A 12,581-nucleotide genomic window follows, 5' to 3' on the forward strand; every position below is an offset into this window, starting at 1 on the left:
CCATGTATAATCGGCCTTTCATTTTAGTCCCTTGCGAACCAACCAAAACGGTCACCAGAAGACACCCATGGAAAAAACCTACCAGCCAGAAAACATCGAGCGCCAGTGGTACAAAAACTGGGAATCCAAAGGGTATTTCCGCCCCAGCGGTGAAGGTCAGTCCTACAGTATCGCCATCCCGCCGCCCAATGTGACCGGCAGCCTGCACATGGGCCACGCCTTCCAGCACACCATCATGGACACCCTCACCCGCTACCGCCGCATGCAGGGCCGCAACGCCCTGTGGACCGTGGGCACCGACCACGCCGGTATCGCCACCCAGATGGTGGTGGAGCGCAAGCTGGCCAGCGAGGAAGACAAGACCCGCCACGACCTGGGGCGTGAGGCGTTCATCAAGCGTATCTGGGACTGGAAGGAACAGTCCGGCGGCACCATTACCGGCCAGATGCGCCGGCTGGGCACCTCGGTGGACTGGGACCATGAACGGTTCACCATGGACGATGGCTTCTACAAAGCCGTGCAGGAAGTGTTTATCCGCCTGTTCGACGAAGGCCTGGTGTACCGGGGCAAGCGGCTGGTGAACTGGGACCCGAAACTGCACACCGCCATCTCCGACCTGGAGGTGGAGAACAAGGAAGAGAAAGGGTATTTCTGGCACCTGCGATATCCGCTGGCGGACGGCGCGAAAACCGAGGACGGCCTGGACTACCTGGTGGTCGGCACCACGCGGCCGGAAACCATGCTGGGGGACACCGCCGTGGCGGTACACCCGGACGACGAGCGCTTCCAGCACCTGATCGGCAAGCACGTGATGCTGCCGCTGGTAAACCGCCGCATTCCGATTGTCGCCGACCACCACGCCGACCCGGAGAAAGGCTCCGGCTGCGTGAAGATCACGCCGGCCCATGACTTCAACGACTACCAGGTGGGCAAGCGCAATGGTCTGCCCATGATCAACGTCATGACCCCGGACGCCAGCATCCGTGCCGAGGCGGAGATCTTCAATGCCGACGGCACCGAGAATACCGATCTCGACGGCACCATGCCGGAGGCCTATGCCGGCCAGACCCGCGAGGAGGCCCGCAAGCGGATCGTCGCCGACCTGGACGCCGCCGGCCTGCTCGAGGACACCCAGGACCACTTCCTGAGTGTGCCCCGGGGCGACCGCTCCGGGCTGATCATCGAACCCATGCTGACCGACCAGTGGTTCGTGGATGCCAAGACCCTGGCCAAGCCCGCCATCGAGGCGGTGGAGGACGGCCGCATCCAGTTCGTACCCAAGCAGTATGAGAACATGTACTTTGCCTGGATGCGGGATATCCAGGAGTGGTGCATCTCCCGCCAGCTCTGGTGGGGCCACCGGATCCCCGCATGGTATGACGCCGAGGGCAACATCTATGTGGGCCGGGACGAGGCCGATGTGCGTCAGAAATACAGCCTGGCTGACGACCTCGCGCTGAATCAGGACGAAGACGTACTGGACACCTGGTTCAGCTCCGCCCTGTGGACCTTCGGCACCCTGGGCTGGCCGGAAATTACCGAACGCCTGAAGACCTTCCACCCCACCGATGTGCTGGTCACCGGCTTCGACATCATCTTCTTCTGGGTGGCCCGCATGATCATGATGACCATGCACTTCATGAAGAATGAAGACGGCACCCCGCAGGTACCCTTCCACACCGTCTATGTCACCGGCCTGATCCGGGACGAGCATGGCGACAAGATGTCCAAGTCCAAGGGCAACGTTATCGACCCGCTGGACATGATCGACGGCATCGGCCTGGACGACCTGCTGGACAAGCGCACCGGCAACCTGATGCAGCCCAGGCTGGCGGAGAAGATCGCCAAGCGCACGAAGAAAGAGTTCCCGGAAGGCATCAGCGCCCACGGCACCGACGCCCTGCGCTTTACCCTTGCAGCCATGGCCACCACCGGCCGGGACATCAACTGGGATATGAAGCGCCTGGAAGGCTACCGCAACTTCTGCAACAAGCTGTGGAACGCCGCCCGTTACGTGCTGATGAACACCGAGGGCGAGGACTGCGGCGTCAACGGCGAACCCGTGGAACTGTCCCTGGCGGACCGCTGGATCATCAGCGAACTGCAATACTGCGAAGGCGAGGTGATCCGTCACCTGGATCAGTACCGGTTCGACCTGGCGGCCCACGCCCTCTACGAGTTTATCTGGAACGAATACTGTGACTGGTATCTGGAGCTGTCCAAGCCGGTCCTGAACGATGAAAACGCCAGCGCCGAAGCCAAGCGCGGCACCCGCCGCACCCTGGTTCGGGTGCTGGAGGCCGTTCTGCGGCTGGCCCACCCGATAATGCCCTTCATCACCGAGGAAATCTGGCAGCGCATCGCGCCCCTGGCCGGCAAGACCGGTGACAGCGTCATGCTGCAGCCCTTCCCGCAGCCGGACGACAGCAAGCGCGACCCCGAGGTGGCCGGCGATATCGAATGGCTCAAGGGCGTGATCGTCGCCGTGCGCAACATTCGCGGTGAGATGAACATCTCCCCGGCGAAGCAGATCCCTGTGCTGCTCAAGGGGACCAGTGCCGACGACCAGCGCCGCATGGACGACTATCGCCAGTTCCTGATTTCACTGGCCAAGCTGGAAAAGCTGGAATGGCTCGGGGACGGCAAGGCCCCCATGTCCGCGACCCAACTGGTCGGTGACATGGAAGTACTGGTGCCCATGGCCGGCCTGATTGACAAGGAGGCGGAACTCAAGCGCCTGGACAAAGAGCTGGAACGCCTGCAGAAGGAGATCGGGCGCCTGGAGGGCAAGCTGAACAACGAAAAGTTCACGGCCAAGGCCCCGCCCGAAGTGGTAGAGAAAGAGAAAGACAAGCTCCGCGACGCCCAGGGCAGCCAGAAGCGCCTGAGTGACCAGCGGTCCGACATAGAGGCCATGTAAGTGCCCTCCCCGCGGACGTCCAGCAATCCCTCCCAGTCCGGTGTCGAGGATGAGAGCATCGCCATCCTCGGCGCCGGTGCACTGGGAGGGCTGTGGGCCGCTTACCTGCCACCTGCGAGCACCGGATTCGTTCCCCGCAACGCGTCTGCGCTGTCCTCGTTCAGGCTTAACTACCACTTCCAGGACGCCGAAGGGCGTGAACACGCCATCGTTCGTCGCTGGCTGACCGACCTGTCCGCCACCACCCTGCTGCTGGTGACCACCAAGGCGGGCGATACCCTCGCGGCACTGACGGACATCGTCAACCGCCTGCCCGAATCCTGTCCGATCGTGCTGTTCCAGAATGGCCTTGGCAGCCAGCAGGCCGTGGCCCAACGCTGGCCCCATCGCCCGGTGCTGGCCGCCAGCACCACGGAAGCGGCCAATCGCCCCACACCGGACCGGGTGGTTCACGCCGCCCGGGGGCATACCTGGGTTGGCGCCCTGACAGACCAGGCCGCCGGCCTCACCCCGGGAGTCATCCGACAGCTATCCCGGTCTGGCCTGGAAGTGCGGGGGGAAAGCCGCATCCTGGAACGGCTCTGGGGCAAGCTCGCCGTAAACGCCGGCATCAATCCCTTTACCGCCATCCTCGACTGCCGTAATGGCGATATACTGGACTCACCGTTGTTTCTGGACCATATCGACGGGCTCTGCCAGGAACTCGCCAACCTGATAACCGCCGAGGGCCTGCCAGCCCATACTCCCAGGGAACTGCGGGATGATATCGAACGGGTTGCCAGGAACACGGCCGCCAACACATCCTCCATGCGGGGCGATTTCCAGAGCGGTCGCGCCACCGAGATCGACTATATCAACGGTTACGTGGCAAACCGCTCCCGGGAGCTGGGCCTGAATGCACCGGTGAACCAGATGCTGACCGACCGGGTAAAAGCGTTAGTGTCGTAAATCACCAGACCCCCCCCCAATCCAGAACGGAGTTCCCGACATGGGTAACCGACTGTCGAAGATCTACACCCGCACCGGCGATGATGGTTCCACCGGCCTGGCGGACGGTAACCGGATTGCCAAGAACGCCCAGCGGGTCGAGGCCATGGGCACCGCCGACGAACTCAACTGCCATATCGGCCTGTTGATCGAACAACTGGCACCCGACGGGGAGATGGTCGGAACCATGCGCCGTATCCAGCACCACCTGTTCGACCTGGGCGGAGAGTTTGCCATTCCCGGCAGCGAGGTGATCGGCGAACAGCATATCCGCTGGCTGGAGGACACCCTGGATCATTACAACACCGACCTGCCGCCCCTGAAGAACTTTATCCTGCCCGGGGGATCGGTGGCCGCCGCCCAGTGCCACCTGGCCCGTGCCGTCTGCCGTCGTGCCGAGCGGGTCGTGGTGGCCCTCGGGCACGAGGACTCCATCAACCCGGACGCCCGCCACTACCTCAACCGATTATCAGACCTGCTGTTCGTTGTGGCCAGGGTACTGGCAAGACGGGATGGCGGCGAGGAAGTGCTCTGGGAGCAACACCGCTCCCGCATCTGATCAGCCAGCCAGCAACCGGCGGAAATAGTTCCAGTCGAAGGCCGGGCCGGGGTCCGTCTTACGGCCCGGGGCGATATCACTATGGCCGGTTATCCGGTCTTCGGTAATCGCCGGCCAGCCCGCCATGATCTGCCGGGTTACCTCCACCAGGGTCCGGTACTGCTTTTTCGTGTAGGGGATATGGTCCGCCCCCTCCAGCTCAATACCAATGGAATAGTCGTTACATTCCTCCCGACCGCAGAACGCCGACCGCCCGGCATGCCAGGCCCGGCTCCGCAGGCTGACAAACTGCAGCACTTCCCCGTCCCGGCGAATCAGCAGGTGCGACGACACCTTCATTTCGCCGATTTCCCGGAAATAGGGGTGGGCGGATGTATCCAGACGGTTGCGGAAGAAGTCCTCGATATAGGGGCCACCAAACTGTTCCGGCGGCAGGCTGATGTTGTGGACCACCAGCAGCGAGATATCGTCCTCGTCCGGGCGGGGACCGAAGTTGGGTGAGGGGCACCAGCGGGCGGACGGCAGACGACCGGACGTTCGCAGTTCAGAGGCAAGGTAGGAGAATTCGGGATCGGACACGGCTTTCCTGCTAGTTGGCAAATGTCAGATCCCGAATTGAATCATAAAGCCCCGGCCAGGGCGAGGAGTCCGCGCGGACGTTATCCGGCAGACTCCCGGGATGGGTTCCCTCAGTCCCGACGGTTGTGACGCAGGTTGTCGATAATGGACTCCAGCGCCCGGTCGAAGATCAGGCCGTCATCCAGCATGGTGATGCTGCCCGTGGAAAGAGCCATGGCAAGCTCATCCTGCAGGTATTCCGCCACCTTGGCGCCATTGCGGTTAACGAAGATGTACTTGCCGGTAGCGCGGATGATTGCCGCCAGCTTGCAACGCAGGCGGCCATTGTCCCGGGGCATCTCCACCCAGCAACCAACCCGCAGGCCAGCGGCTTTTTCCATCCAGACAGGATCCACGTCCGGGGTCGGGGTCTCCGCCCTGGTGCCGGCCTTGTCTTCCGGGGTGGGCGTCGGCGCCTTTTCCTGTGTCACGGTGGGTTCCGGTGCCTTGACGGCCTTGCGGGCCTCGGGCTCTGCCCGGGCCGGCTCGTCTTCTGCCACTTTCAGGACAGGGACGTCATCCGCTTTTGCCCCAGGCTCCGGTGTCCGCTGTTCAGGTGCCGGCTCGGGCACTGTCTGCCTGGCTTCGGGCGCCGGCTCGGCGACCAGCTCATCCGCCGGGCCGCTGGGAAGCTCTTCCTCGGCTTCCGGCTTGCGGGGATGGGTCACCAGTCCCTGCAGGACATCCACATGGGCCAGTTCCAGATCACGGATGGCCGCGTCAATGGCGAACGGATCCCAGGAAATCTCGTGGAGCCCCCTGCGCAGGGCATCGGTGATGCCGGGAATAGCCTTGAGCAGGTCATCCCGGGTGGTTTCCTCCACGGGTTGAGGATCCAGACTCCAGGCCAGCCTGATAGTCAGGTCGGTGGCTTCCTGCCAGGCTCCGGATTTATCCCCTTCCCGCAGGAACAGCCACTCCAGGTACTTCCGCCAGGGTTCCTGGACAATGGCCAGCGCCCTGTCCGGCAGTCGGTAGGTATCCAGCACACCGGCCAGTAGCTTACCCACCCGTTCACGGGCCAGCTCATGCCTGGCCCTGCCCTCTTCTGCATCCCGCAGGCGCTGTTCCACCAGCTCACGGCGGCGACGGTCCAGGTCCATGAAGTGCTGGAAATCAACCAGCAATTCATCGAACAGTCCGACGTTGTCCGTAAACTCGTTCAGCAACCGGTCGACAATGCCTTCAATCTTTTCCCTCAGCGGGTCACGCTGGTTATCCCCCCGCGGGGACCAGCCAATGCCCGCCAGGGCCAGTTCGTTCAGCAGCTTGCGGGCCGGATGACCACCGCGATTGAAGAAACTGCGGTCCAGCAGCGCCACCTTGAGCACCGGAATCTGCAGGCGGCCGATCAGCATCTTCATGACCGACGGTAACTGGCGGTCGTCCAGGATAAACTCGAACAGCATGGCCACCAGGTTGATCACATCACCGTCCACCTGGTTGACCGGCAGGCCCTGGCCACCCTGCCCGGCGCCACGTTCCAGTACCCGGCCAAGCAGCTCCGACAGAGGCAGCACTTCACCGTTTTCACTGGTTATGGCCGACCCCTGGATGCCACCCAGCTGCTTCATCAGGGTGCGGGTATCCAGTTGCGGTGCTGTGCCGGAACCGGCAGCCACACCACCGGACAGGCCTTGCTGGGCACCTTCACTACGATGCAGCAGCGCCGTGAGTTCGGAGAAGGTCACCGAAGATTCGGCCTCGTCACTGCTGTCGCCTTGCGGTCGTTCGGTATCTGCGGACGCACGCTTTGCGGGTGGCGGCACCGGACGACGTGGAGCCTCGTCTTTCGCGGGGGTTGCCGCCGACGGACGCTTGAGATCCGGCAGCACACCCTCGGCCACCAGCATCCGGTTGGTATCCTGGTAGAGCGAACTCAGGCGGTCCAGTAACAGCCGGTCGAAGAGTTTGAGGACCACCAGCCGGGCACGAATATCAATATCCAGTTCGCCACTGGCCTCCCCCAGACCGGTACAGATCACTTCCGGGCTCAGGGGCATCTGGCGGTCGGCCAGCTCATGGTAGCCGGAAACATGGGCAATACGGGCACTCAGCAGGCGCACCGGTTCGGCATAACGGTTGGCAAGCTTGTTGATCAGGCTTTCGATGGCAACTTTCTGTTCCAGCTCGTTGTCATCGAGGAGTGTCAGTGAGTCCTGATCCACATCCTCCAGACCACGACTCCGGGGCATGGGATCAAACCGGCCAATCTCGTTGAAGGCCCGGGCCACCCACTGGAGCATGGTATTGGTCATGGTCTTGCGCCGCAGACGCAGTTCCCGCATGGCGTCAAAATAGGCAATCTGGTCCTGGTTGGACCCCGCCCGGTCCGCCATGCTGAACAATACATCGTCGGCGCTATCGAAAAACTCCGACATGACCCTGGTCAGGGATCGTGCAGAGGCATCCCTCAGGCGTATTAGGGCAGCGGGTAACTCCGTACGCGCCCCTGGCGCGTCTCTGAGACTGACTACCTTGCTTTCCTGTGCCATGGTTTCAGGCCCTGTTTTACAATGATTGACACTCTTGTATCGGGTATCATAGGCGCTTACTTCGTCAATATGTGTCAGTTTTTGTCACCATTTGTGAACAGAGGAACAGCATCACAATTTCGTGATACCAGCTCCAATTTTCGGCACTCCGGTGGATGCTACCGGTCGCCTTTTCGCAAAAACTGACGTAAAACGTCACCCAATGATCCATGGATCGATACACGGGGCATTTCCAGTCACAGGCACCTGCCGATACAATCAGCGGCCCCGATTGACCGACCGGAATAGAGCGACCATGACACCCATGTCCGAAGAGCTGTTACGCCAGAGCCGTACTGAGTCCGTTGCCCTCAGCCTGAGAGAAGATATCGGCAGTGGCGATATAACCGCTGCCCTGATCCCGGAGCGGCAACGGGCAAGGGCTCGGGTAATCACCCGGGTGCCGGCGGTGATTGCCGGGCGAGCCTGGGTGGATGAGGTGTTCCGTCAGATAGATCCGTCAGTAACCGTGACCTGGGCGGTGGCGGATGGTGACCGGGTGGCCCCGGACCAGACACTGTTCACCTGCGAGGGTCCTGCCCGAAGCCTGCTGACCGGTGAACGCTCGGCCCTGAACTGGCTGCAGACCCTGTCCGGGGTAGCCACCCGCTGCCGCGAATTCGCCGACGAGGTGGCCCATACCGGGGTACGGCTGCTGGATACGCGCAAGACCCTGCCAGGGCTGCGGCTGGCAGAAAAGTACGCAGTGACCTGTGGAGGCTGCTATAACCATCGTATCGGTTTGTGGGATGCGTTCCTGATCAAGGAGAACCACATTGCCGCCTGTGGCTCCATCGCCAACGCGATCCGCCAGGCACGACAGATTGCACCGGGCCGGCCGGTGGAAGTGGAAACCGAGAACATGGCCGAACTGCATGAGGCCCTGGACGCCGGCGCCGATATCGTCATGCTGGACGAGTTCTCGCTGGACGAGATGAAAACCGCGGTCACCATGGTCGCAGGCGCCTGCCGCCTGGAAGCGTCGGGCGGCATCAATCGGGATACCCTGGTACCCGTTGCGGAAACCGGTGTCGACTATATATCCATAGGGACACTGACCAAGGATGTGGAAGCCGTCGATCTATCCATGAGGCTTCACGTCGAGGGCAGCCCCGACCCGGGCTGACACCAGAGACAATCGGACACCAGGAATGCGCGGAGAACCCGCGCGGACTCCCGGGCCGGATACAGGTAGGGATACATGGAAGAAACCAGGACCCATCAAATTCGGGAGCGCTGGCTGCCAATACTGGCGGACAGTCTGGTCAGCCTGGTAATACTGGTGCTGGCCCTGAGCCCCCTTGTGTTGCTCACCGCCCCCAAGGTGCCCCTCGAGCAGGAGACGCTGATCCGTTTCATGTGGTCGGCGGGCCCCGCCATGCTGGTGCTGGCGGGAACCTTTGTCTACGTACGGGCGCTGCTGCGGGAACGACGCCGGATCGAATCCCACCTTGAGGAAGTGGTGGAGGAACGTACCCGGGAGCTGCAGGCCATCAACCAGGAACTTCGTGACGAGGTGTTCGTACGGCAGCAGGCGGAACGGTCCTTCCGGCGCTCCTCCCGGCATTTCCGGGCACTGTTCGATACCGCGGCCACCCCGATCATGCTGATCGACTCCACCTTCCGGATCCGCCAGTGGAACGCCTCCGCGGAAGCCCTGTTCGGCTACAGCCGTGATGAAGCCGTGGGCCGCAACCTGGTGGAAACCTTCATACCCGAGGAATACCGGGACGAAATGAGCTGGAAGATCCTCAAGACCCTGGGCACCGGTCATACCCAGGAGATTCTGGAAACCGGCATCCAGAGCTACGATGGCACCGACCACATCATCCTCTGGAACCTGAACCTGCTCCAGGACGAGGAAGAAGACCGCCAGCAGCTTATCCTTATCGGCCAGAACATTTCGGAGATCCGCAAAACCCAGGACCAGCTCCATTACCTGGCCCATTTCGATGTGCTAACCGGTACCGCCAACCGCCGGCTGTTCGAGGATCGCTGTCGCCGGGCCCTGGCCAGCGCCAGCCGCCATGGCCACAACTGCGCGCTGATCGGCCTCGATATCGACCACTTCAAGCGCATCAACGATACCCTGGGCCACGACGCCGGCGACGCCCTGCTCAAGACGTTGTCACAACGGCTCAGGAATACCATACGGGAGGAAGACACCATTGCCCGGCTCGGTGGCGACGAATTCGCGGTGCTATTACACCATGTCAGCGGCGCGGAAGGCTGCGAAAAGGTGGCCCGGGGCATCCTGGAGGCCATCACCGAGCCGGTGAAGGTGCCCGGAGGCGAACTGGTGATCACCTCCAGCATCGGGATAACAGTGGCCCCGGATGACGGTTTCAGCTACGAACAGCTACTGAAAAACGCCGATATGGCCATGTACCGGGCCAAGAAGGCCGGTCGCAACAATATCCAGTTCTTCAGCGAGGACATGAACCACGAAATGCAGCGGCAGATGTCCCTGGAACAGGAATTGCGCGCCGGCATCCGGGCCGGTGAACTGGATCTCCACTACCAGCCCGTGCTGGACGCCCGCAGTGGTCAGATCGTGGCCCTGGAAAGCCTGCTGCGCTGGAACCACCCGGGCCGGGGCATGCTGTCGCCGGCGGATTTCCTGGAGGTGGCGGAACAGAGTGGTCAGCTCCATGCCATTGGCGAATGGATCTGCAGCAATGCCTGCCTGCAGGCCCGGGCCATCCAGGCCATGAGCGGCTCACCGGTGCGAATCAGCATCAACCTGTCATCCCGCCAGTACAATCACCCTCACCTGGCGGAGGAGCTGCAACGCACCATTGAAGCCACCCGGCTGGACCCGGCCCTGCTGATGGTGGAAATTGACGAACGCATCCTGTCGGATCGACTGGAGGAGACCGCAGCGGTGCTGCACAGGCTCAAGGAAATCGGTATCAGCCTCACCCTGGACCGGTTTGGCAGCGGCCTGTCATCCCTCACCCTGCTGAGGGAGTTGCCCTTCGACCAGGTCAAGATTGATCCAAGCCTGCTTCAGCGGTCGCCTGATGACGAGAATACCGCCGCCATTACCCATACCCTGATCAGTCTGGCCCGGCGGTTGTCGCTGAGGGTGGTCGCCGCCGGAGTTGAAAGCGAGGACCAGGACCGGTTCCTGCGCCAGTCGGGATGCCACATGGTACAGGGACACCGGTTCTGCCCGCCGGTATCCAGCCAGGAACTGGCCAGCCTGTTCGCACAGGTGCGGGAGGGCCGTCAACTGATGCCGGCGCTGTCGGACAGCCAGTAACCCGCGTCAGCGAATTGACCAAACGGTCCACTAGGACTCGCTGAGCAGCTCGTCTATCGCTTCCAGCTCGCGCACCAGGCCATCGCCGGGCTCGGGGCGGGCCCGGAAGTATTCCTCCGCCATGGGCGCAATACCGGAGACATTCGGCAGACCATGCCCCCGCTCCACGATAACCCGCATGCGCGCCAGGAATACGAATTGTAGCCACTCAGTGAATTCCAGGGTGTCGATGCAGAACGGCTGGGTACTGGACAGGGCTTCATCGGAAGGGGGCTCGCTGGACCATACCTCAATCCGGCGCATTTCGACTTCAATGCCCAGAAGACGGTCAGCCACTTCGGACAACAGCTCGTGGGACACGCTCATGGGGAAATCCTCTTCGGAGAGAGCGGAGCGCATTGCGTCCGCCTCGGGTGAAAACCCGCTATCTTACCACCCCATGACAGACTTCACGAAGGGAATGGTCAGCCGCCTCTGGGCCCGCAGCGAGTTCTCATCGAGCTGATCCAGGACAGACAGGAGCGCCCCCAGTCGGCGGGACGAGCGGCGCATGATGAATCCGGCCACCTCATCACTCAGCACCAGCCCCCGCTGTTCAGCACGGGCCTGCAATATGGTGATCCGGTCGTCGTCACGATAGGTGCCCAACTGCACCAGCAGCCCCTCCTGAAAGCGTGAGCGCAGATCCGCCAGCACAAAGGTCTGGGACGATGGGGTATTATCCAGGGTGATCATAACCTGGTGCCCCAGGTCCCGGGCCCGGTTGTACAGGTGAAACAGGGCTTCCTCCCAGTCCGGCTGACCAATCACCAGGTGCACATCATCCAGGGCGATCAGGTCCATGGCTTCGACCCCGGACAGCGCCTGGGGGCCCAGCTCTTCCAGCTCCGCCAGACTGAAACACACCGCACTGCGGCCAGACTGTTCGTAATCGTGGCAGGCCGCCTGCAACAGGTGACTCTTGCCGGTGTCCTCGTCGCCACAGATCACCACCAGAGGATGCCCGTCACTGCCACAGGCCCCCCGGATCAGCGACACCGCCGTGGCGTTGCGCTCGCCATGGAAGTTGGCCCAGCGGGCAGCATCCCGCAGCAGTACTCCCAGGGTCAGTTGCGCACCGCTCATGATGACTCCCCCCGAACGGCCCGTATTCCCCACAGACCAACATAATGGGCCCCACTCACCACGGCCATGAAGGCCACTGACGCTATGGCCAACTTATGGGTAGTGGCAGGCATGCTGAAACCGGCCTCCGCCATCATCACCGCCAGCACGGCCAGGATCTGCACCAGGGTATTAAGTTTGCCGAACAGGCTCGGCTGTATATCAAATGGGCCGACCAGGCGATGGAACAGCAAACCACCCCCGACAATCACCAGGTCCCGCCCCAGCACCAGCCCGAACAGCCACAGGGGCAGCACGTCGGTAACACTCAACACCAGAAAGGCGGTGATCATCAGAAACTTGTCGGCCAGGGGGTCGGCGATGGCCCCCAACCGTGTCTTCCAGTCGCAGACCCTGGCCAGGAAGCCGTCCAGTCCGTCGGTGACCGCCGCCAGGACAAACAGTGCCAGGGCAGGACGATATTGATCGCTTGCCAGCGTCCAGACGAACGGAATCACCAGCAGTATCCGGAAAAAGGTCAGCCCGTTGGGTATCCATCGCCACTTTAGCAACATCGGGTCCTTAGCAACGTCA

Annotated in this window: 10 protein-coding genes; 5 read left to right on the forward strand and 5 right to left on the reverse strand. The window is 62.3% G+C overall.

The genetic code is table 11. The annotated features are described in order from the left end of the window. Positions 1-67 precede the first annotated feature (67 nt). From ACJO3T_RS08795 to ACJO3T_RS08805, 3 genes are read left to right on the forward strand one after another with little or no spacing between them, the layout of a single operon-like run. Entirely contained in the window at positions 68-2,920 is a 2,853-nt protein-coding gene (locus ACJO3T_RS08795; protein ID WP_406964600.1) for a valine--tRNA ligase, read from the forward strand. Further along, complete coding sequence (locus ACJO3T_RS08800) at positions 2,921-3,868, forward strand: ketopantoate reductase family protein (protein WP_406964599.1); 948 nt, start codon at positions 2,921-2,923, stop codon at positions 3,866-3,868. A 40-nt stretch (positions 3,869-3,908) separates the two neighbouring features. Further along, a complete protein-coding gene (locus ACJO3T_RS08805; protein ID WP_406964598.1) occupies positions 3,909-4,466 on the forward strand; it encodes a cob(I)yrinic acid a,c-diamide adenosyltransferase in 558 nt (185 codons plus the stop codon). Here ACJO3T_RS08805 and ampD read toward each other — a convergent pair whose 3' ends face one another. Together ampD and ACJO3T_RS08815 are read right to left on the reverse strand one after the other, a co-directional pair. After that, positions 4,467-5,045, reverse strand: a complete 579-nt coding sequence (gene ampD / locus ACJO3T_RS08810; RefSeq protein ID WP_406964597.1) for a 1,6-anhydro-N-acetylmuramyl-L-alanine amidase AmpD — start codon at positions 5,043-5,045, stop codon at positions 4,467-4,469. 110 nt (positions 5,046-5,155) lie between these two features. After that, positions 5,156-7,579 carry a DUF1631 domain-containing protein gene (locus ACJO3T_RS08815; protein WP_406978325.1) on the reverse strand — a complete coding sequence of 808 codons (2,424 nt, stop codon included), beginning with the start codon at positions 7,577-7,579 and terminating at the stop codon, positions 5,156-5,158. A gap of 295 nt (positions 7,580-7,874) precedes the next feature. Between ACJO3T_RS08815 and nadC the strand changes: the two genes are divergently transcribed. Together nadC and ACJO3T_RS08825 are read left to right on the forward strand one after the other, a co-directional pair. Further along, positions 7,875-8,744, forward strand: coding sequence for a carboxylating nicotinate-nucleotide diphosphorylase (gene nadC, locus ACJO3T_RS08820; protein WP_406964595.1), 870 nt, complete (start codon positions 7,875-7,877; stop codon positions 8,742-8,744). Positions 8,745-8,819: 75 nt separating this feature from the next. Then, positions 8,820-10,883: a putative bifunctional diguanylate cyclase/phosphodiesterase gene (locus ACJO3T_RS08825; protein WP_406964593.1), complete on the forward strand. Its 2,064-nt coding sequence runs from the start codon at positions 8,820-8,822 to the stop codon at positions 10,881-10,883. A 30-nt stretch (positions 10,884-10,913) separates the two neighbouring features. Here the strand turns inward: ACJO3T_RS08825 and ACJO3T_RS08830 are convergent, their stop codons facing one another. From ACJO3T_RS08830 to ACJO3T_RS08840, 3 genes are read right to left on the reverse strand one after another with little or no spacing between them, the layout of a single operon-like run. Further along, complete coding sequence (locus ACJO3T_RS08830) at positions 10,914-11,282, reverse strand: YqcC family protein (protein WP_406978326.1); 369 nt, start codon at positions 11,280-11,282, stop codon at positions 10,914-10,916. A 30-nt stretch (positions 11,283-11,312) separates the two neighbouring features. Continuing rightward, positions 11,313-12,008, reverse strand: coding sequence for a DnaA regulatory inactivator Hda (hda, locus tag ACJO3T_RS08835; RefSeq protein WP_406978327.1), 696 nt, complete (start codon positions 12,006-12,008; stop codon positions 11,313-11,315). Further along, positions 12,005-12,562: a CDP-alcohol phosphatidyltransferase family protein gene (locus ACJO3T_RS08840; protein WP_406978328.1), complete on the reverse strand. Its 558-nt coding sequence runs from the start codon at positions 12,560-12,562 to the stop codon at positions 12,005-12,007. The genes hda and ACJO3T_RS08840 overlap by 4 nt, the downstream gene beginning before the upstream one ends. Positions 12,563-12,581 lie beyond the last annotated feature (19 nt).

The organism is Marinobacter shunpengi, from assembly GCF_045449715.1.
GTDB lineage: Bacteria > Pseudomonadota > Gammaproteobacteria > Pseudomonadales > Oleiphilaceae > Marinobacter.

Excerpts from the sequence above, each read along its gene's own strand:
- hda (WP_406978327.1), bottom strand. The coding sequence starts at position 12,008 with ATGAGCGGTGCGCAACTGACCCTGGGAGTACTGCTGCGGGATGCTGCC.
- ACJO3T_RS08815 (WP_406978325.1), bottom strand. The coding sequence starts at position 7,579 with ATGGCACAGGAAAGCAAGGTAGTCAGTCTCAGAGACGCGCCAGGGGCG.
- nadC (WP_406964595.1), top strand. The coding sequence starts at position 7,875 with ATGACACCCATGTCCGAAGAGCTGTTACGCCAGAGCCGTACTGAGTCC.
- ACJO3T_RS08830 (WP_406978326.1), bottom strand. The coding sequence starts at position 11,282 with ATGCGCTCCGCTCTCTCCGAAGAGGATTTCCCCATGAGCGTGTCCCAC.
- ACJO3T_RS08840 (WP_406978328.1), bottom strand. The coding sequence starts at position 12,562 with ATGTTGCTAAAGTGGCGATGGATACCCAACGGGCTGACCTTTTTCCGG.
- ACJO3T_RS08795 (WP_406964600.1), top strand. The coding sequence starts at position 68 with ATGGAAAAAACCTACCAGCCAGAAAACATCGAGCGCCAGTGGTACAAA.
- ACJO3T_RS08805 (WP_406964598.1), top strand. The coding sequence starts at position 3,909 with ATGGGTAACCGACTGTCGAAGATCTACACCCGCACCGGCGATGATGGT.
- ACJO3T_RS08825 (WP_406964593.1), top strand. The coding sequence starts at position 8,820 with ATGGAAGAAACCAGGACCCATCAAATTCGGGAGCGCTGGCTGCCAATA.